Genomic DNA, 19,747 nt, shown 5'->3' with positions numbered 1-19,747 from the left:
TCGAACTATGCTCTGAGAGTGGCCTTGATCACACTTTTCTGCTCATCCCCGCTACTCCTCCCTGTCTAATCCCCTACGGGAGGAGGAAGAGGTGAAATGAGCCAGGCACACTAGCGCCAACTTGTGTTTTCTTTCTAAAGGATGCCGATCCCCTATGTCACAGCCTACCTTCAACAAAGCTCAATTCCAGGCTGCCCTGACGCGTCAGTGGCAGCGTTTTGGCCTTCATGCTGCAAACGAGATGACGCCTCACCAGTGGTGGCAGGCAGTGAGCGGTGCGCTCGCAGAGCAGCTGGATGCTCAACCTCTGGCAAAACCGGCAAACGGGCAGCGCCATGTAAACTACATTTCAATGGAGTTCCTGATTGGCCGTCTGACGGGCAACAACCTGTTGAACCTCGGCTGGTATCAGGAGGTTGGTGACGTTCTTAAAGAACACGACATTAACCTGACCGATCTGCTGGAAGAAGAGATTGACCCGGCGCTGGGCAACGGTGGCCTGGGTCGTCTGGCGGCCTGTTTCCTGGATTCCATGGCGACCGTCGGCCAGTCGGCGATTGGTTACGGTCTGAACTACCAGTACGGCCTGTTCCGTCAGTCCTTCGCTGACGGCCATCAGATGGAAGCGCCGGACGACTGGCATCGCAATACCTACCCGTGGTTCCGTCATAACGCGCAGCTGGACGTGCAGGTTGGCATTGGCGGGAAAGTGACGAAGCAAGGCCTCTGGGAACCTGCGTTCACCATTACCGGCGAAGCCTGGGATCTGCCGGTGCTTGGCTACCGTAACGGCGTGGCGCAGCCGCTGCGTCTGTGGCAGGCGAAGCACGCCCATCCGTTTAACCTGACCAAATTTAACGACGGCGATTTCCTGCGTGCCGAGCAGCAGGGCATCGACGCCGAGAAGCTGACCAAAGTCCTCTACCCGAACGACAACCACCTGGCCGGTAAAAAGCTGCGCCTGATGCAGCAGTACTTCCAGTGCGCCTGCTCCGTGGCGGACATTCTGCGTCGCCATCACCTGGCGGGCCGCAAGCTGGCGCAGCTGCCGGACTTCGAAGTCATTCAGCTCAACGACACGCACCCGACCATTGCCATCCCGGAACTGCTGCGCGTGCTGATTGACGAGCATCAACTGAGCTGGGACGACGCCTGGGCCATCACCAGCCGTACCTTTGCCTACACCAACCACACCCTGATGCCGGAAGCGCTCGAGTGCTGGGATGAGAAGCTGGTGAAAGCGCTGCTGCCGCGCCACATGCAGATCATCAACAAGATTAACGACCAGTTTAAAACCCTGGTGGATAAAACCTGGCCGGGCAACAAAGCGGTCTGGGCGAAGCTGGCGGTGGTTCACGATAAGCAGGTACGCATGGCGAACATGTGCGTAGTGAGCGGCTTTGCGGTGAACGGCGTGGCGGCGCTGCACTCGGATCTGGTGGTCAAAGATCTGTTCCCGGAATACCACCAGCTGTGGCCGACCAAATTCCACAACGTGACCAACGGCATCACGCCGCGTCGCTGGATCAAGCAGTGCAACCCGCTGCTGGCTGGCCTGCTGGACAAGACCCTGAAGAAAGAGTGGGCCAACGATCTGGACCAGCTCATCAACCTGGAAAAATACGCTGACGACGCGAAATTCCGCGAACAGTACCGCGCGATCAAGCTGGAGAACAAAGTTCGCCTGGCGGCGTTCGTGAAAGCGCGCACCGGGATTGAGATCAACCCAAATGCGATTTTCGATATCCAGATCAAACGCCTGCACGAGTACAAACGTCAGCACCTGAACCTGCTGCACATTCTGGCGCTGTACAAAGAGATCCGCGAGAACCCGCAGGCTGACCGCGTGCCGCGCGTGTTCCTGTTCGGCGCGAAGGCGGCGCCGGGCTACTACCTGGCGAAAAACATTATCCTCGCCATCAATAAAGTGGCGGCGGCGATCAACAGCGATCCGAACGTGGGCGACAAGCTGAAGGTGGTGTTCCTGCCGGATTACTGCGTCTCGGCGGCTGAAATGCTGATCCCGGCGGCGGATATCTCCGAGCAGATCTCAACCGCAGGAAAAGAAGCCTCCGGTACCGGCAACATGAAGCTGGCGCTGAACGGCGCGCTGACCGTCGGCACGCTGGACGGGGCGAACGTCGAAATCGCCGAGAAGGTGGGCGAAGAGAATATCTTTATCTTCGGCCACACCGTGGAAGAGGTGAAAGCCATCAAGGCCAAAGGCTACGACCCGGTGAAATGGCGTAAGAAAGACAAAGTGCTGGACGCGGTGCTGAAGGAGCTGGAGAGCGGCAAATACAGCGACGGCGACAAGCACGCGTTTGACCAGATGCTGCACAGCATGGACAAACACGGCGGTGACCCGTATCTGGTCATGGCGGACTTCACGGCCTACGTTGAAGCGCAAAAACAGGTCGACGTGCTGTATCGCGACCAGGAAGCGTGGACCCGGGCGTGCATCCTGAACACCGCCCGCTGCGGTATGTTCAGCTCTGACCGCTCAATCCGTGATTATCAGGCCCGTATCTGGCAGGCAAAACGCTAAGGAAGCGCGATGGAGAGTAAACGTCTGGACAGTGCCGCGCAGGCGGCGGGAATTAGCCTCAGTTACATTAATGCTCACGGCAAACCACAGTCTATTGGCGCCGACACCAAAAGACGTTTGCTGGATGCCATGCACAAAACCGACGCGAAAGCGTCGGCTGCGCCGGTGCCGAACGTGAAGGTATTCACCGCAGGTAAAAAGATGCCGCTCGCGGTGGAAGGGCGCGGCGAGTTTAGCTGGCTGCTCACGACCGAAGAGGGGCATCAGCACAAAGGCCACGCCACCGGCGGCAAAACCCTTAACCTTCCGGCGAAGCTGCCGGAGGGCTACCACACCCTGACGCTCACCCAGGACGATCGGCGTTTCCACTGCCGGGTGATCGTCGCGCCAAAACGCTGCTACGAGCCGCAGGCGCTGCTCGAAGGGAAAAAGCTGTGGGGCGCCTGCGTGCAGCTCTACACGCTGCGCTCCGACAGCAACTGGGGGATCGGTGATTTTGGCGATCTAAAGAACATGCTGGCATCCGTGGGCGAGCGCGGCGGCGCGTTTATCGGCCTCAACCCGATCCACGCCCTCTATCCGGCAAACCCGGAGAGCGCCAGCCCGTACAGCCCGTCCTCCCGTCGCTGGCTGAACGTGATTTATATCGACGTTAACGCCTTAGATGACTTCAAAAACAGCCAGGAGGCGCAGGCCTGGTGGAAACTCAGTACCACGCAGCAGGCGCTGAAGCAGGCGCGCGAAGCCGACTGGGTGGACTATTCCACCGTCACGGCGCTGAAAATGGCCGCGCTGCGTCTGGCGTGGAAAGGCTTTTCTCAGCGCGATGACGAGCAGATGGCGGCGTTCCGCCAGTTCGTGACGCAGGAGGGCGAGAGCCTGTACTGGCAGGCGGCGTTCGATGCGCTGCACGCGTATCAGGTGAAAGAGGACGAAATGCGCTGGGGCTGGCCGGTCTGGCCTGAAGCGTATCAATCCGTCGACACGCCGGAAGTGAAAGCGTTCTGTAAAAAATATGCCGATGAAGTGGACTTCTACCTGTGGCTGCAGTGGCTGGCGTACAGCCAGTTTGCCGCCTGCTGGCAGGTGAGCCAGGGCTATAAAATGCCGATTGGCCTGTACCGCGATCTGGCCGTCGGTGTGGCAGAGGGCGGCGCGGAAACCTGGTGCGACCGTGAACTCTACTGCCTGAAGGCCTCCGTCGGCGCGCCACCGGATATCCTGGGGCCGCTCGGCCAGAACTGGGGCTTACCGCCGATGGATCCACACGTCATGGCGGCGCGCGCCTACGAGCCGTTTATCGACCTGCTGCGCGCCAACATGCAGAACTGCGGGGCGCTGCGTATTGACCACGTGATGTCCGTGCTGCGCCTGTGGTGGATCCCGTACGGTGAAACGGCGGATCACGGGGCATACGTGCAGTATCCGGTTGACGATCTGCTGTCGATCCTGGCCCTGGAAAGCAAGCGTCACCAGTGCATGGTGATCGGTGAAGATCTCGGTACCGTGCCGGTGGAGATTGTCAGCAAGCTCCGCGACAGCGGCGTCTACTCCTATAAAGTGCTCTATTTTGAAAACGACCATGAGAAAACCTTCCGCGCGCCGCAAGCGTACCCTGAACAGTCAATGGCAGTCGCGACGACGCATGACCTTCCTACGCTTCGTGGCTATTGGGAAAGCGGCGATCTGACCCTTGGCAAAACGCTGGGCCTGTATCCTGACGAAGAGGTGTTACGCGGTCTTTATCAGGATCGCGAGCTCTCCAAACAGGGGCTGCTGGATGCGCTGCATAAGCATGGCTGTCTGCCGAAGCGCGCCGGGCATAAAGCGTCGCTGATGGCGATGACTGCGACACTCAACCGCGGTTTGCAGCGCTATATTGCCGACAGCAACAGTGCGCTGCTGGGCCTGCAGCCGGAAGACTGGATTGATATGGCGGAGCCGGTGAACATTCCGGGTACCAGCTATCAGTACAAGAACTGGCGTCGCAAGCTGTCCACCACGCTTGAGGCGATGTTTGCCGATGACGGGGTGAACAGGCTGATCAAGGATTTGGATAAGCGGCGAAAAGCTGCTGGTAAGAAGTGATAAAAAACCCGCCAGTGGCGGGTTTTTTATTATCAGGTGGTGCTCATGTAGGTCGGGTAAGGCGTAGCCGCCACCCGACTTAGGGCATCAGACCACCATATTCAGCAGCAGCACCCCGACCAGACCGCACACCGAAATAATGGTTTCCAGCGCGGACCAGGACTTGATGGTTTCACCGATCGTCAGGTTGAAGTACTCCTTGAACAGCCAGAAGCCCGGATCGTTTACGTGAGAGAAAATCACGCTACCGGAACCGACGGCGATAACCATCAGCTCAGGGCTCACGCCCGTGGTGGCAATCAGCGGCGCAACGATGCCGCCTGCGGTGATCGCTGCAACGGTCGCAGAACCCAGCGCAATACGCAGAACCGCGGCAATAGACCAGGCCATCAGAAGCGGCGACACGTTGGTTTCATGCATCATGGCAGCGATGTATTTGTCCACGCCGCTGTCGACCAGAACCTGTTTGAACGCACCGCCACCGCCGATGATCAGCAGCATCATGGCAATGATTTTGATGGAAGAGGTCAGCGTGTCGTTGATCTGATCCATGGAGCGGCCGCGGTTCAGACCGAAAGTGAACATCGCGATCAGCACGGCAATCAGCGTTGCCATCACCGGGTCACCCAGGAATTCTGCAACGGACAGGAACGCATGACCTTTTGGCAGAACCATCTCTGCCACGGCGCGCATCGCCATCAGGATCACCGGTACCAGAGAGGTCCAGACGCTGACGCCAAAGCCAGGCATCTCTTCTTCGGTGAAGGTTTTGGCGCTGTACAGACCTTCCGGAATCGGCTTATCAATGCCTTTCAGGAAGCGGGCATAAACCGGGCCTGCCAGAATCACCGTTGGGATCGCCAGAATCGTACCGAACAGCAGGGTTTTACCCATGTCGGCGTGGAAGATGGTCGCGATAGCGGTTGGACCCGGGTGCGGCGGCAGGAAGCCGTGGGTCACGGACAGCGCCGCGGCCATTGGCACACCGACATACAGCAGCGGGATGCTCGCGGCAGCCGCAATGGTGAACACCAGCGGCAGCATCAGCACGAAGCCCACTTCATAGAACAGCGCGAAACCAACGGTAAAGCCGGTTAACACCACTGCCCACTGAATGTTCTTCTTACCAAATTTGTCGATAAGCGTGGTGGCAATACGCTGGGCGCCACCGCAGTCCGCCAGCATTTTACCGAGCATGGCGCCGAAGCCCATGATCAGCGCCAGGCTGCCGAGCGTGCCGCCGACACCGGCTTTAATCGAGCTGATAACTTTTACCAGCGGCATCCCCTGCATCAGACCGACTGCAAGTGCCACCAGAACCAGAGCGATAAATCCGTTCATTTTGAAGCGGATCATCAAGAGCAGTAATAACACAACACCGATAGCAACGATGACTAATGGCATGATTTACCTGGCCTTTGAATTGTTATGGGTAACGTCATTGTTTCAACGACAAATTCCGGTTGTCCCAACTGGGAACAGAGAAGTAACGGCACTAATACTGATGCCTTTTAAACGATTAAGTTTAGTCGGCTGTTATGAGTGTGCTTAGTGCCCATGAGAATGATACGGGTAACATGACGTGATTGAGAATCACCCTGGAAGGCAAAATGTGAATTATGAGACGCAGGTCAACATATAGAGGGGAGCGAAGAGGGGGAGCAGGGTTTTGTAGGCCCGGTAAGCGCAGCGCCACCGGGCAATACAGACGGGCAATGAATCAGTAGTAAGAGTGCTCGCCGCGCTGGTGTTCGGTCAGGTCACGCACGCCTTTCAGTTCCGGGAACTCGTTCAGCAGCTGCTTCTCGATCCCTTCTTTCAGGGTGACATCGACCATTGAACAGCCGTTACAGCCGCCGCCAAACTGCAGAATGGCAAAACCTTCGTCGGTGATTTCCATCAGGGAAACACGACCGCCATGGCCAGCCAGCTGCGGGTTAATCTGGGATTGCAGCAGATACTCAACGCGCTCCATCAGCGGGGCATCGTCAGACACTTTACGCATTTTCGCGTTCGGCGCTTTCAGGGTCAGCTGAGAACCCAGCTGATCGGTGACGAAGTCGATCTCCGCATCTTCAAGATACGGTGCGCTCAGCTCATCAACATAGGCGGTGAGCTGTTCAAATTTAAGGGCAGTGTCGGTGGCTTCCACGGCGTCCGGAGGACAATAAGAAACACCACATTCTGCATTCGGCGTGCCTGGATTGATCACAAACACACGGATCTGCGTCCCTTCTTCCTGATTTGCCAGCAGTTTGGCAAAGTGCGCTTGTGCAGAATCGGAAATACGGATCATAGCTTTGGCCTAATAGTTGACTAAATTACCTGGGTATAATCATACGCCCATTGAAGAAGGGCTACAAGGTACGGCACAGACACCATACCTGAACCGACGCGGCGCCGCTTTGCAAAAGCAGTCGGGAAAGTTCAGCAACGGTACTGCCTGTGGTGACGACATCATCCACAATCGCGATATGGAGACCGTCGACCGGCAATTCAAGGCGAAAGGCATTTTTGAGGTTTCTTTTGCGAAGCCGGGCGCTGAGCTGATGCTGGATGGCGGTGGCATGAACACGCGTCAGCGCGCGGGCATCATACTGACAGCCAAGCCACCGGGCGAGGGGACGGCAGATCAGGTCGCTCTGATTGTAACCGCGTCGCCAGTGGCGGCGTCGGTAGAGGGGGACATTCACCACCCTGTCGATTTTCGGCAATGCGCGGTGGCGCCGCGCCTGCAAAACCGCCAGCAGTAGCAGTCGCGCAAGGGGCTGTGCCAGGGAACTTTGACCGGAAAACTTCAGCGCGTGAATCAGCCTGCTCAGCGGCGGAACATAATCATCCACCGCCACCAGCGCGCTCCACGGCGGGGATTTTTTCAGGCACCGGCCACAGGGCAAAGAGGGATTTGTGGCCGGTAAACCACATTGTGGACAGCTCCCGATACGCCATTGCAGCGATCGCGTACAGACGGAGCAGATGCCCCACCTGCTGAGTGCCAGCGGCATTCGGCATAGCCAGCACAACCCAGGTACTGTTAGCATGTGCAACCTCCATGTGAAAAAGAGAACAGTAACTGATGAAGACGCTGTGGTGGCAGACCGTCGGAACGGGAAATTGCCATCTTGTGCTGCTGCACGGATGGGGACTGAATGCTGAGGTGTGGCGTTGCGTAAGCGAGGAACTTGCCTCGCAATTTACGCTGCATCTGGTGGATTTGCCGGGTTATGGCCGCAGCCGCGGCTTTGGCGCGATGTCGCTTGATGAGATGGCGCAGCAGGTTCTGGACGCCGCGCCGCAAAACGCTGTCTGGCTGGGCTGGAGCCTGGGCGGGCTGGTGGCAAGCAAGATTGCGCTGGATAACCCCGGGCGCGTGAGCGCGCTGGTTACCGTTGCCTCGTCACCCTGCTTTAGCGCGCAGGACGCGTGGCCGGGGATCAAGCCTGAAGTGCTGGCAGGATTCCAGCAGCAGCTAAGCGACGATTTCCAGCGGACGGTGGAGCGTTTTCTCGCGCTGCAGACGATGGGTACAGAAACCGCGCGTCAGGACGCGCGCACGCTGAAGCAGACCGTGCTGTCGCTGCCGATGCCTGACGTTGAGGTGCTTAACGGGGGGCTTGAGATACTCAAGACGATCGATCTGCGTGAACCGCTGGCGTCGCTGGCGCTTCCGCACCTGCGTATGTATGGCTATCTGGACGGACTGGTTCCGCGTAAGGTGGTTCCACTGCTGGATAACCTGTGGCCGGAAAGCCAATCAATGGTGGTCGCTAAAGCGGCACACGCGCCATTTATTTCACATCCTGGCGAGTTTTGTTCGGCGCTGTCCGCCTTTATTCGCGCAGTGCCCACCACTCCCTGAGGCAGGCTTTTCCTTCCGGGCAATGTTTACAGCTGCCGGACAGACAACCGTCCGGCTCTTCCTGAATGCGCACCGCTTTCCCCATGGCTTCCAGTCTTTCCAGCATGGCGTCGATCATCGGCTGCGGCGTATGCAGGCTGAGGCTCAGCTGTTTCGCCTCCATTCGCCCCTGCAGTGCCAGCAGGTCACGAACCTGAATCAACGATGCCATGGGGCGTGCTCCTTAGTGACAGTCGCCTGCCGGGCTGTTGCAGCAGGTCGCCGCGGTTTTACGGTTTGCCAGCAGGTTGATGTCGACGCGGCTGCGTGCCCGCCGCAGCAGGCCGAGAACGATCACGTTAAACAGCACAACCGCGAGAATGCAGACCAGGCTGTAGCGCGGGTGCTGGCTGAAATTGACGGTTTGATAAAACAGCGTCGCCAGCGAATACGCGATGTTTAATCCCCACAGGATGGAGAAGCCCATCCAGCCGCGGCTGGACTCGCGGGCAATCGCCCCCATCACGGAGATGCATGGAATATAGAGCAGAACGAAGATGAGGTAGCTGTAGGCCGCGGACGCGCTGCCAAACTTCTCGCCCATCACGCCCATGGCACCGGTCGCCATCTCGCCGTCGCCTTTGCTCGCCTCAATTGGGTTCGCCAGCACGCTCAGGCTGAAGGTGTCCTTCAGGCTTTGCCAGGTTTCCTCTACGGCACCCAGCAGTTCGTCACCGAGGTGAAACTCCGCCGGGTTAAATTCCTGCTCCTGAATGTTCTCGGCGGTGTATAGCGTGTTCAGGGTACCGACAACCACCTCTTTTGCCATCGCGCCGGTAAACAGCCCGACGGTTGCCTGCCAGTTATCCTCATGCACGCCAATCGGTTTGAAGACCGGCGTGATGACGCGGCTGACGGAGGCGAGGGCTGAGTCGTTAATGTTATCCGCTGCCTGTCCACTCAGGGTAAAGCTGTTCAGCGCGCTCAGGAAAACGCTGACGATGACAATCACCTTACCGGCGCGCAGGACGAAGCCTTTCAGACGCTGCCAGGTCTGGATCGCCAGGCTTTTCAGATGGGGGACGTGGTACACCGGCAGCTCCATCACGAACGGCGACGCTTCACCGCGCATGATGGTGTGTTTCAGCATTAAGCCGGTCAGGATCGCCATCACGATGCCCAGGACATACAGCGAGAAGACCGCCAGCGCGCCCTGCTGGCCAAAGAAGGCTGCCGCAAAGACGGCAAAGATCGCCAGACGGGCACCGCAGGACATAAACGGCGCCATCATGATGGTCATCAGACGCTCGCGCGGTGCATCCAGCGTGCGCGCGCCCATCACCGACGGCACGTTACAGCCGAAGCCGACGATCAGCGGGACGAAGGATTTGCCCGGCAGGCCCAGCGCCTGCATCAGACGATCCATCACGAACGCCGCGCGCGCCATGTAGCCGGAATCTTCCAGGAACGAGAGGAACAGGTACATCATGCCGATCTGCGGCACCAGCGGCAGAACGGTATTGATACCGCCGCCGATCCCCTGCGCGAGGAAGATGGTGAGCCATTCCGGGAAGTGCAGGGTGTAGCCCACCCACTGAATGCCGTGCACGAAGACCGCGACGGAACCGGCGTCAAAAATCGGCTGCAGCGCGCCACCGATGTTAATGGCGAGCAGGAACATCACGTACATCACCAGCAGGAAGATGGGCAAACCGAGGAAGCGGTTGAGCACAATCTTATCCACCGCCGCCGTAAAGCGGCTGGGTTCTGCCGTCAGTGCGTTACTGACCACGTCGCAGATCGAGGCGATAGCCTGGTAACGGGCATCGGCGATGTGCAGCGCCGGGTCGTCCAGCTCGTCGCTAAGACGGGCCACCGTCACGTCCAGCTTATCGGCCGCATGACCGGCATAAGCGCGGCTGTAAATATCCCCTTCCAGCATCTGCAGGCCAAGCCACAGGCGCTGTTTCGCAGGCATGGCTTTGTCCATCTCCTGCGCCAGCACGTTGGCTTCGCGCAGGAGAGGCTGGGCGTAATGCACCAGCTCAACGTCGCGATTTCCCGCGTGACGGTCAATGGCCAGCTTCAGCGCATCAATACCGCGCGCGCGCGTCGAGACCAGCGGAACGACCGGGCACCCGAGGCGCGCGGAGAGGGCATCAACGTCGATGCGTAGCTTTTGTTTCTCTGCGATGTCGAGCATGTTGAGCGCCACGATGCAGGGGATACCCAGCTCCAGCAGCTGCAGCGTCAGATAGAGGTTACGCTCGAGGTTCGAGGCATCGACCACGTTGATCAGCAGATCCGCATCGCCGCCAAGAATGTAGTGACAGGCGATTTGCTCATCGAGCGAAGTTTGCGACGAAATGGTGGTTAAGGAGTAGGTGCCGGGAAGGTCAACCAGCGTCACCTGGTTGTCTGTCGTCGTGAACTGGCCCTCTTTACGTTCAACCGTTACGCCCGCCCAGTTGCCCACGCGCTGGCGAGCCCCGGTCAGCTGGTTAAAAAGCGTAGTCTTGCCGGAATTAGGATTGCCAATTAAGCCAATAGTTAACTTTTTCATTTTTCTGGACTCACTGAAACCGCTGGCTTGTTATCGGGATAAGGCTTCGACTTCTATTAACGCGAGGTCTTTTTTACGCAGGACCAGATTCACGCGTCGGGTTTCGATATGAACCGGATCGCCTAACGGCGCCACGCGTACGACCTGGAATGACGAGCCGGGCAGCATGCCAAGCGACAGCAGCTTTTGCCGATAGGCCGGGCTAATTTCGCGGGTAAAACCGGTAATCTTCCATGCACTGTCTGGAGTGAATTGCATAACGCCTGATTCCACGAAAGGTTAAATTATCTACTATGCGATGATAATGAGAATAGTTTTTATCAGCAATATTAAAACTGTGACGGAATGTTGTTTACGGTATTAATTTACGGCCTGTTTGACCTTGCTCAATATTTGCTGAAATGCCGGGAAAACGAAAAGAGAGGTATTTGTTAACGGGGTGATAATTCGTGGTTTAAATATGGCTACACGCTATTTATTTTAATTCCCTGCGGCCTGCTTGCCGGGCGGCACTGCGTTTGCCCGGCCTACAAAACCGTAGGCCCGGTAAGCGTAGCGCCACCGGGCATGTACAACCTTAGCGTTTTTTACCCATCGCGGCCGCCAGCGCATCCATCATCGCGCTGTTGCCTGCAGGCTGGGCGTCACGTCCACGCGGCTTCGCGGCTTTCGCGGCCGGACGCTGCTGCTCGCGGCCCCCGCCGTTGCCGCCGCGGCGCGCGTTGGTGTCACCCGGCTGCTCGTCCAGACGCATGGTCAGGGCGATACGCTTGCGCTGCAGATCCACTTCCAGCACTTTGACCTTCACGATGTCGCCCGCTTTGACCACGGTGTGCGGGTCTTCAACGAACTTGTCGGCAAGGGATGAGATATGGACCAGGCCATCCTGATGCACGCCGATATCCACAAACGCGCCAAAGTTGGTGACGTTGGTCACCGCACCTTCCAGCACCATCCCTGGCAGCAGGTCGTTCATGGTCTCGATACCGTCAGCAAAGGTCGCTGTTTTGAACTCAGGACGCGGATCGCGGCCCGGTTTTTCCAGCTCTTTAATAATGTCGGTAACGGTTGGCACACCAAATTTGTCGTCAGTGAAATCAACGGCTTTCAGGTTGCGCAGGGCGCTGCTGTCGCCCATGAGATCCTTCAGCGCCTGCTGGGTGGCGGCCAGGATGCGTTCCACCACCGGGTACGCTTCCGGGTGAACGGTGGAGGCATCGAGCGGGTTATCGCCGTGGTTGATGCGCAGGAAGCCCGCGCACTGCTCAAACGCTTTTGGCCCCAGACGGCTTACCTTCAGCAGCTGCTGACGGTTCTGGAACTGGCCGTTCTCATCGCGCCAGGCGACGATGTTTTGCGCCATCATGCGGGTTAAGCCCGCTACGCGGGTCAGCAGAGGGACGGAGGCGGTGTTCAGGTCAACGCCAACGGCGTTTACGCAGTCTTCCACCACCGCATCCAGCTTGCGCGCCAGCTGAGTCTGGCTCACGTCATGCTGATACTGGCCCACGCCGATCGATTTCGGGTCGATCTTCACCAGTTCCGCCAGCGGATCCTGCAGGCGGCGAGCGATCGAGACCGCACCGCGCAGGGAAACGTCCAGGTCCGGGAACTCCTGGGCCGCCAGCTCGGACGCGGAATAGACGGACGCCCCGGCCTCGCTGACGATCACTTTCTGCGCCGTCACTTTCGGGAACTGCTTCTGCACGTCGAGGTAGAAACGTTCGGTTTCGCGGGACGCCGTACCGTTGCCGATGGCGACAAGTTCGACGTTGTATTTTTCGCACAGCGCCGCTACCACGACGGCCGCTTTCGCTGCCTGGCCGGTATGCGGATAGATGGTGTCTGTGGCGACCAGCTTGCCGGTGCCGTCAACGACAGCGACTTTTACACCGGTACGCAGACCCGGATCGAGACCCATGGTCGCGCGCAGGCCAGCAGGGGCGGCCATCAGCAGGTCGTGCAGGTTGCGGGCGAAGACGTTGATGGCTTCATCTTCGGCGCGTTCGCGCACGGTGCCCATCAGCTCGGTTTCGAGGTGCATCAGCACCTTGATGCGCCAGGTCCAGCTCACCACGCCTTTGCGCCAGCTGTCAGCCGGGGCGTTGTTCAGGCGCAGGCCGAGATGGTCGATGATGATCTGCTCGCAGTGGCTCTCTTTCGGCGGCTCGTCAAACTGCGGGTCGGCGTTCAGGGAGAGCTGCAGCACGCCTTCGTTACGGCCGCGGAACATTGCCAGCGCGCGGTGGGAAGGGGTGGTGGAAATCGGTTCGTGGTGATCGAAGTAGTCGCGGAATTTCGCGCCTTCTTCCTCTTTACCCGCGACGACGGTAGAGACGATGTGGGCGTTCTTCCACAGATAATCACGCACTTTAGCGAGGAGGGCGGCATCTTCAGCGAAGCGCTCCATCAGAATGTAGCGTGCGCCGTCGAGGGCGGCTTTGGTGTCCGCTACGCCTTTGTCGGCGTCGATGAATTTCGCCGCTTCGGTATCCGGATCGTGGGACGGCTCGTTCCACAACAGGTCGGCCAGCGGCTCAAGACCCGCTTCAATTGCAATCTGTCCGCGCGTGCGGCGCTTCGGCTTGTACGGCAGATAGAGGTCTTCGAGTTCGGTTTTGCTCAGGGTGCCGTTAATGGCGCTTTCCAGTTCGCTGGTCAGCTTGCCCTGTTCGCCGATAGATTTGAGGATCGCCTGACGACGTTCTTCCAGTTCGCGCAGATAACCGAGACGGGTTTCCAGGTTACGCAGCTGCGTGTCATCCAGACCGCCGGTGACTTCCTTACGATAGCGTGCAATAAACGGCACGGTGTTCCCTTCATCAAGCAGGCGAACGGCAGCTTCTACCTGTTCGGCTCTGGCCTGAAGTTCACCCGCAATAATGCGGCAGAGCGAATCTTTCATCATGGCTTTATCATCTGTTGAGTCGAAAAAATCAGGGGATAGTTATACGGGCTGACACGGCAAAATGCCAGCCGGGGAGGGCGCTCTCGGACTATTTTACGTAGACGATCTCATTAACGTACCAGCTGGCTTCACCGGCTGGGGTTTGCACGACGGCCAGATCGCCCACTTCCTTTTTCAGCAGCGCGCGGGCCATCGGGGAGTCGATGGAGATGTAATCCTTACGACCAAAAATTTCATCGTAGCCGACGATGCGAAAACGCAGGGTGTCACCGTCGTCGTTTTCAATCTCCACCCACGCGCCGAAGAAGACCTTGCCCTCCTGCTGCGGGGAGTAATCGACGATTTTCAGGTTCTCAAGGCACTTCGTCAGATAGCGTACACGGCGGTCAATTTCGCGCAGCCGCTTCTTGTTGTACTGGTAGTCAGCGTTTTCGCTGCGATCGCCCAGGCTCGCGGCCCAGGTCACCTTTTTGGTCACCTCAGGACGCTCTTCGCGCCAGAGGAAATCCATCTCTTTTTTGAGCTTCTCGTACCCTTCGCGGGTGATCAGGGGCGTTTTCATGGTGCTGCCTTTGCTGCCGGTTCTCTGTTTTGCGCACAATACGTACCACACAGTGTAACAGACAGGATTAATAATAATTTATGTGGTGAAATGAAAAGATAAGCTGCTGTTAAATATGCTTTGTAACAATTTCGACTAGAATTTATACCAGAATTAACTGGTCGAATACGTGCACTTTTTTAGAATACGCTGTTACAAAGACTATCCGAACCTTTGGGAGTACACACAATGCAAGAAAACTATAAAATTCTGGTCGTGGATGACGACATGCGCCTGCGTGCGCTGCTGGAGCGTTATCTGACCGAGCAGGGCTTCCAGGTTCGCAGCGTTGCGAACGCTGAGCAAATGGATCGTCTGTTGACCCGTGAATCTTTCCATCTGATGGTTCTCGACCTGATGCTGCCAGGCGAAGACGGGCTCTCTATCTGCCGCCGTCTGCGCAGCCAGAGCAACCCGATGCCGATCATTATGGTAACGGCGAAGGGCGAAGAAGTTGACCGTATCGTGGGCCTCGAAATCGGCGCCGACGACTACATTCCAAAACCGTTTAACCCGCGTGAACTGCTGGCGCGCATTCGCGCCGTGCTGCGCCGTCAGGCGAACGAGCTGCCGGGCGCACCGTCGCAGGAAGAAGCCGTTATTGCCTTCGGCAAGTTCAAGCTGAACCTCGGCACGCGCGAAATGTTCCGTGAAGACGAGCCAATGCCGCTCACCAGCGGCGAGTTCGCGGTGCTGAAAGCGCTGGTTAGCCACCCGCGTGAACCGCTCTCCCGCGACAAGCTGATGAACCTGGCGCGCGGTCGCGAATACTCCGCAATGGAACGCTCCATCGACGTGCAGATCTCCCGTCTGCGCCGCATGGTGGAAGAAGATCCGGCGCATCCTCGTTATATTCAGACCGTATGGGGTCTGGGCTACGTGTTCGTTCCGGACGGCTCTAAAGCATGAGGCGAATGCGCTTCTCGCCGCGAAGCTCGTTTGCCCGCACCCTGTTACTGATCGTCACCCTGCTGTTCGTCAGCCTGGTGACGACCTACCTGGTGGTGCTGAACTTTGCGATCCTGCCGAGCCTCCAGCAGTTTAATAAAGTCCTGGCCTACGAAGTGCGTATGCTGATGACCGATAAGCTGCAGCTGGAGGACGGCACGCAGCTGGTTGTTCCCCCGGCGTTTCGTCGTGAAATCTACCGTGAACTGGGCATCTCGCTCTACTCGAATGAAGCGGCGGAAGACGCGGGTCTGCGCTGGGCGCAGCACTACGAATTTCTCAGCCAGCAGATGGCGCAGCAGCTGGGTGGCCCGACGGAAGTGCGCGTCGAGGTCAACAAAAGCTCGCCCGTTGTCTGGCTGAAAACCTGGCTGTCACCCAACATCTGGGTGCGCGTCCCGCTGACCGAAATCCATCAGGGCGATTTCTCGCCGCTGTTCCGCTATACCCTGGCGATTATGCTGCTGGCGATAGGCGGAGCCTGGCTGTTTATCCGAATACAAAACCGACCGCTGGTCGACCTGGAGCACGCTGCGCTGCAGGTCGGTAAAGGCATTATTCCTCCTCCGCTGCGCGAGTATGGCGCCTCGGAAGTCCGCTCGGTGACGCGTGCGTTTAACCATATGGCGGCAGGCGTGAAGCAGCTGGCGGATGACCGTACGCTGCTGATGGCGGGCGTGAGCCATGACCTGCGCACCCCTCTGACGCGTATTCGTCTGGCGACGGAGATGATGGGGGAAGAGGACGGTTATCTCGCCGAGTCCATCAACAAGGACATCGAAGAGTGCAACGCCATCATCGAGCAGTTCATCGACTACCTGCGCACCGGCCAGGAGATGCCGATGGAAATGGCGGACCTGAACGCGGTGCTGGGTGAAGTGGTGGCGGCAGAAAGCGGCTACGAGCGTGAAATTGATACTGACCTTCAGGCCGGTGAAATTCAGGTTCGTATGCACCCGCTCTCCATTAAGCGCGCGGTGGCGAACATGGTGGTCAACGCGGCGCGCTACGGTAACGGCTGGATCAAAGTCAGCAGCGGGTCTGAACTCAACCGCGCCTGGTTCCAGGTGGAAGACGACGGTCCGGGCATCAAGCCCGAGCAGCGTAAGCATCTGTTTCAGCCGTTTGTGCGCGGCGACAGTGCGCGCAGCACCAGCGGTACGGGCTTAGGCCTGGCGATTGTGCAGCGTATTGTGGATAACCATAACGGGTTGCTGGAGATTGGTACCAGCGAGCGGGGCGGGTTGAGCATTCGCGCCTGGTTGCCGGTTCCGGTCACGCGGGGGCAGGTGAAAGAGAGTTGAAAAAAGGGTGGCACGAGCCACCCTTTTTTGCAGGTCGGGTAAGGCGAAGCCGCCACCCGACATGGACTACAGTTTTGGACCCGCGCTCACCAGCGCAGCACCTGCCGGGGTATCGGTATACTTCTCGAAGTTCTCGATAAACAGCTTCGCCAGCGATTCCGCTTTCTCGCGCCACTGTTCAGGCGAACCGTACGTATTGCGCGGGTCGAGGATATGCGTATCCACACCCGGCAGCGACGTTGGGATCGCCAGGTCAAACATTGGCAGCGTGAAGGTTTCGGCGTCGTCAAGAGAACCATCCAGAATGGCGTCGATAATGGCGCGGGTATCTTTGATGGAGATACGTTTGCCGGTACCGTTCCAGCCGGTGTTCACCAGGTATGCCTGCGCGCCGGATGCCTGCATGCGTTTCACCAGCACTTCAGCGTACTGCGTCGGGTGCAGCGACAGGAAGGCTGCGCCGAAACAGGCGGAGAAGGTTGGGGTTGGCTCCGTCACGCCGCGCTCGGTACCCGCCAGCTTGGCGGTGAAACCGGAGAGGAAGTGGTACTGCGTCTGGCTGGCCGTCAGGCGAGACACCGGCGGCAGCACGCCAAACGCATCCGCCGTCAGGAAAATAACCTTCGTGGCATGACCCGCTTTTGACACCGGCTTCACGATATTGTCGATGTGGTAGATGGGGTAAGAGACGCGGGTGTTTTCCGTTTTCGACGCATCGTCGAAGTCGATGGAGCCGTCGGCACGCACGGTGACGTTTTCCAGCAGCGCATCGCGACGGATCGCGTGGAAGATATCCGGCTCGGCCTCTTCAGACAGGCGAATGGTCTTCGCGTAGCAGCCGCCTTCAAAGTTGAATACGCCGTCGTCATCCCAGCCGTGTTCGTCATCGCCAATCAGACGACGTTTGGGATCGGTAGACAGGGTGGTTTTCCCGGTGCCGGAAAGGCCGAAGAAGACCGCCACGTCGCCTTTTTCACCGACGTTAGCCGAGCAGTGCATGGAGGCGATGCCCCGCAGCGGCAGCAGGTAGTTCATGACCGAGAACATCCCTTTCTTCATTTCGCCGCCGTACCAGGTACCGCCGATCAGCTGGATACGCTCGGTCAGGTTGAAGGCAACAAAGTTTTCGGAGTTCAGACCCTGCTCTTTCCACTGTGGGTTGGTACATTTCGCGCCGTTCATCACGATGAAATCAGGGGTGAAGTCCTGCAGCTCTTCGTCGGTTGGACGAATAAACATGTTTTTCACGAAATGCGCCTGCCAGGCCACTTCGGTGATAAAACGTACGGAGAGACGGGTGTCGGCATTAGCGCCGCAGAAAGCGTCGACAATAAACAAACGCTTGCCGGAAAGTTGATGGGTGACGAGCCCTTTCAGGTGCTGCCAGGTTTCCGGAGAGAGCGGTTTGTTGTCGTTCTTCCCTTTGCCCTTGTCAGCCCACCACAGCGTATCGCGGGTGGTTTCGTCTCGGACGATATACTTATCTTTCGGCGAACGACCGGTAAAAATACCGGTATCGACGGCGATAGCACCAAGATTCGTCAACACACCGCGCTCGTATCCTTCCAGTGCTGGATTGAGCTCTTCCTGATACAGCGTATCGTAGTCGGGGTTGTAGACGACTTCCTGGACGTCGTGAATACCATAAGCCTTGAGATCTTGCGGGGTTAAACCAGTAACACGCATATCACTGCTCCTTAGTCAATATGTACTGCCTGAAATTGTAGGGTTTTTCTGAGGTTGTTTACCGCGACGGGGCTCATAGATTCACGCATCTGGACAAAACCCTTACTAACGGAAAACGCTGCGACTCCAGTCACAGCGCAGGCGGATTATCGCAGGAATCGCTTTTTTGTTGGGGAAAATGTTCCGAAAAGGTTAAAGGCTGGTGATTTTATCGGAAAGAATGTGAATGTAATCGCATACACGTAAGAAAATTACGTAAGAGTTACATTGGGAAAACGATTCAGCTTGGGTGGAGTTTTTTGCCCCTCAGCCCAGCCCTCTCCCCTTTGGGGAGAAGGTTAAGGTGAGGGGAAGAAAGGTTTAGTGAACCTGCGGATCCGCCGGGGAGGCGTTGTTGCGGATCTCAGCGATATCCATCGAATTGAACACATAGTGCGTACCGCAGTAGTCACAGTGCATATCAATTTCGCCGTCTTCCGCCATGATGCTGTCGATCTCTTCATCCGGCAGGGTTTTCAGTGCGCCAGCGCAGCGCTCGCGGGAGCAGGTGCACTTAAACTCCACGGACTGCGGGTCGTAGACGGTCACTTCTTCTTCGTGGTACAGACGCCACAGCACGTCGGTCGCCGACAGGTTGAACAGCTCTTCCGCCTTGATGGTTTCGGTCAGCGTCGCCAGGTGCTCAAAATCATTGGTCTGCGCGTCCTGCGCGGGCAGAACCTGCAGCAGCATCCCGCCAGCAGCTGGCTGTCCGTCCACTTCACCGGTGCGGATGAAGAGACGCGTCGGCAGCTGTTCAGAACGCATGAAGTAATCTTCCAGGCAGGCTGCCAGGGTATCGCCTTCCAGACCGACCACGCCCTGATAGCGTTCACCTTCCTCCGGGGAGATGGTGATCACCAGGTAGCCATTACCTACCAGCGTTTTGAGGTCAGCATTTTCAGGCACGTCGCCCTGAACGCGCGCCACGCCGCGCATCTGCTGCTGGTTATTGCCGTTGATCACCGCCAGCGACATTGGGCCGTCACCCTGTAGCTGCACGGTGATATCGCCGGCAAACTTCAGCGTTGCGGTCAGCAGGCTGGTGGCAACCAGCAGTTCGCCCAACAGGGTCTTCACCGGCAGCGGGTAGTTGTGGTTTTCCAGAATCTGTTTCCAGGTTTCGGATACGGTGACCAGCTCGCCGCGCACGGCGAATTGTTCAAACAGATAGCGGTGTAATTGGTCGTGTTGGGCCATTTTCATCTCTCGTGCGGGTGAGGG

At 58.0% G+C, this 19,747-nt stretch carries 15 protein-coding genes; 5 read left to right on the top strand and 10 right to left on the bottom strand.

What is annotated here, in order from left to right; genetic code table 11:
- The first annotated feature begins 154 nt into the window (after positions 1-154).
- Both malP and malQ read left to right on the top strand, forming a co-directional pair.
- The gene (gene malP, locus C6A40_RS12025; protein WP_039024284.1) at positions 155-2,548 is read left to right on the top strand and encodes a maltodextrin phosphorylase; all 2,394 of its coding nucleotides are present in this window, start codon (positions 155-157) and stop codon (positions 2,546-2,548) included.
- A 9-nt stretch (positions 2,549-2,557) separates the two neighbouring features.
- Positions 2,558-4,636, top strand: coding sequence for a 4-alpha-glucanotransferase (gene malQ, locus C6A40_RS12020; protein WP_023294726.1), 2,079 nt, complete (start codon positions 2,558-2,560; stop codon positions 4,634-4,636).
- An 87-nt stretch (positions 4,637-4,723) separates the two neighbouring features.
- Here malQ and gntT read toward each other — a convergent pair whose 3' ends face one another.
- The 3 genes from gntT to gntX all read right to left on the bottom strand — a co-directional run bounded on the left by gntT (position 4,724) and on the right by gntX (position 7,677).
- Complete coding sequence (gntT, locus tag C6A40_RS12015) at positions 4,724-6,040, bottom strand: gluconate transporter (protein ID WP_013099097.1); 1,317 nt, start codon at positions 6,038-6,040, stop codon at positions 4,724-4,726.
- 316 nt (positions 6,041-6,356) lie between these two features.
- Positions 6,357-6,932: a Fe-S biogenesis protein NfuA gene (gene nfuA, locus C6A40_RS12010; RefSeq protein WP_008503055.1), complete on the bottom strand. Its 576-nt coding sequence runs from the start codon at positions 6,930-6,932 to the stop codon at positions 6,357-6,359.
- A 61-nt stretch (positions 6,933-6,993) separates the two neighbouring features.
- On the bottom strand, positions 6,994-7,677 hold the full coding sequence (gene gntX / locus C6A40_RS12005) for a DNA utilization protein GntX (protein WP_023326234.1): 684 nt from the start codon (positions 7,675-7,677) through the stop codon (positions 6,994-6,996).
- A 35-nt stretch (positions 7,678-7,712) separates the two neighbouring features.
- On the opposite strand from gntX, the gene bioH reads away from it, so the two are divergent.
- On the top strand, positions 7,713-8,495 hold the full coding sequence (bioH, locus tag C6A40_RS12000; protein ID WP_008503053.1) for a pimeloyl-ACP methyl ester esterase BioH: 783 nt from the start codon (positions 7,713-7,715) through the stop codon (positions 8,493-8,495).
- Here the strand turns inward: bioH and feoC are convergent.
- The 5 genes from feoC to greB form a co-directional block, all read right to left on the bottom strand.
- Positions 8,467-8,706: a [Fe-S]-dependent transcriptional repressor FeoC gene (gene feoC / locus C6A40_RS11995; RefSeq protein WP_008503052.1), complete on the bottom strand. Its 240-nt coding sequence runs from the start codon at positions 8,704-8,706 to the stop codon at positions 8,467-8,469. The two genes, bioH and feoC, sit on opposite strands and share 29 nt — an antisense overlap.
- 12 nt (positions 8,707-8,718) lie before the next feature.
- On the bottom strand, positions 8,719-11,037 hold the full coding sequence (gene feoB, locus C6A40_RS11990) for a Fe(2+) transporter permease subunit FeoB (protein WP_045333906.1): 2,319 nt from the start codon (positions 11,035-11,037) through the stop codon (positions 8,719-8,721).
- Positions 11,038-11,067: 30 nt separating this feature from the next.
- On the bottom strand, positions 11,068-11,295 hold the full coding sequence (gene feoA / locus C6A40_RS11985) for a ferrous iron transporter A (RefSeq protein ID WP_008503050.1): 228 nt from the start codon (positions 11,293-11,295) through the stop codon (positions 11,068-11,070).
- A gap of 319 nt (positions 11,296-11,614) precedes the next feature.
- Complete coding sequence (locus C6A40_RS11980; RefSeq protein WP_025910299.1) at positions 11,615-13,945, bottom strand: Tex family protein; 2,331 nt, start codon at positions 13,943-13,945, stop codon at positions 11,615-11,617.
- A gap of 88 nt (positions 13,946-14,033) precedes the next feature.
- Positions 14,034-14,507: a transcription elongation factor GreB gene (gene greB, locus C6A40_RS11975; RefSeq protein WP_008503048.1), complete on the bottom strand. Its 474-nt coding sequence runs from the start codon at positions 14,505-14,507 to the stop codon at positions 14,034-14,036.
- A gap of 228 nt (positions 14,508-14,735) precedes the next feature.
- Between greB and ompR the strand changes: the two genes are divergently transcribed.
- Together ompR and envZ are read left to right on the top strand one after the other, a co-directional pair.
- A complete protein-coding gene (gene ompR, locus C6A40_RS11970) occupies positions 14,736-15,455 on the top strand; it encodes an osmolarity response regulator transcription factor OmpR (protein WP_001157751.1) in 720 nt (239 codons plus the stop codon).
- A complete protein-coding gene (gene envZ / locus C6A40_RS11965) occupies positions 15,452-16,798 on the top strand; it encodes a two-component system sensor histidine kinase EnvZ (RefSeq protein ID WP_008503047.1) in 1,347 nt (448 codons plus the stop codon). Before ompR ends, envZ begins: the two co-directional genes overlap by 4 nt.
- A gap of 66 nt (positions 16,799-16,864) precedes the next feature.
- On the opposite strand, the gene pckA is transcribed toward envZ, so the two are convergent.
- Entirely contained in the window at positions 16,865-18,484 is a 1,620-nt protein-coding gene (gene pckA, locus C6A40_RS11960) for a phosphoenolpyruvate carboxykinase (ATP) (RefSeq protein ID WP_021242192.1), read from the bottom strand.
- Positions 18,485-18,844: 360 nt separating this feature from the next.
- Positions 18,845-19,729, bottom strand: a complete 885-nt coding sequence (gene hslO, locus C6A40_RS11955) for an Hsp33 family molecular chaperone HslO (protein WP_161958630.1) — start codon at positions 19,727-19,729, stop codon at positions 18,845-18,847.
- Positions 19,730-19,747: the final 18 nt, after the last annotated feature.

Source organism: Enterobacter sp. GER_MD16_1505_Eko_090, assembly GCF_003331015.1.
GTDB lineage: Bacteria > Pseudomonadota > Gammaproteobacteria > Enterobacterales > Enterobacteriaceae > Enterobacter > Enterobacter roggenkampii.
This window is presented reverse-complemented; position numbering and strand designations above follow the sequence as displayed.

Excerpts from the sequence above, each read along its gene's own strand:
- ompR (WP_001157751.1), top strand. The coding sequence starts at position 14,736 with ATGCAAGAAAACTATAAAATTCTGGTCGTGGATGACGACATGCGCCTG.
- gntX (WP_023326234.1), bottom strand. The coding sequence starts at position 7,677 with ATGCTAACAGTACCTGGGTTGTGCTGGCTATGCCGAATGCCGCTGGCA.
- feoC (WP_008503052.1), bottom strand. The coding sequence starts at position 8,706 with ATGGCATCGTTGATTCAGGTTCGTGACCTGCTGGCACTGCAGGGGCGA.
- envZ (WP_008503047.1), top strand. The coding sequence starts at position 15,452 with ATGAGGCGAATGCGCTTCTCGCCGCGAAGCTCGTTTGCCCGCACCCTG.
- gntT (WP_013099097.1), bottom strand. The coding sequence starts at position 6,040 with ATGCCATTAGTCATCGTTGCTATCGGTGTTGTGTTATTACTGCTCTTG.
- bioH (WP_008503053.1), top strand. The coding sequence starts at position 7,713 with ATGAAGACGCTGTGGTGGCAGACCGTCGGAACGGGAAATTGCCATCTT.
- malP (WP_039024284.1), top strand. The coding sequence starts at position 155 with ATGTCACAGCCTACCTTCAACAAAGCTCAATTCCAGGCTGCCCTGACG.
- hslO (WP_161958630.1), bottom strand. The coding sequence starts at position 19,729 with ATGAAAATGGCCCAACACGACCAATTACACCGCTATCTGTTTGAACAA.
- feoA (WP_008503050.1), bottom strand. The coding sequence starts at position 11,295 with ATGCAATTCACTCCAGACAGTGCATGGAAGATTACCGGTTTTACCCGC.
- feoB (WP_045333906.1), bottom strand. The coding sequence starts at position 11,037 with ATGAAAAAGTTAACTATTGGCTTAATTGGCAATCCTAATTCCGGCAAG.
- pckA (WP_021242192.1), bottom strand. The coding sequence starts at position 18,484 with ATGCGTGTTACTGGTTTAACCCCGCAAGATCTCAAGGCTTATGGTATT.
- malQ (WP_023294726.1), top strand. The coding sequence starts at position 2,558 with ATGGAGAGTAAACGTCTGGACAGTGCCGCGCAGGCGGCGGGAATTAGC.
- C6A40_RS11980 (WP_025910299.1), bottom strand. The coding sequence starts at position 13,945 with ATGATGAAAGATTCGCTCTGCCGCATTATTGCGGGTGAACTTCAGGCC.
- nfuA (WP_008503055.1), bottom strand. The coding sequence starts at position 6,932 with ATGATCCGTATTTCCGATTCTGCACAAGCGCACTTTGCCAAACTGCTG.
- greB (WP_008503048.1), bottom strand. The coding sequence starts at position 14,507 with ATGAAAACGCCCCTGATCACCCGCGAAGGGTACGAGAAGCTCAAAAAA.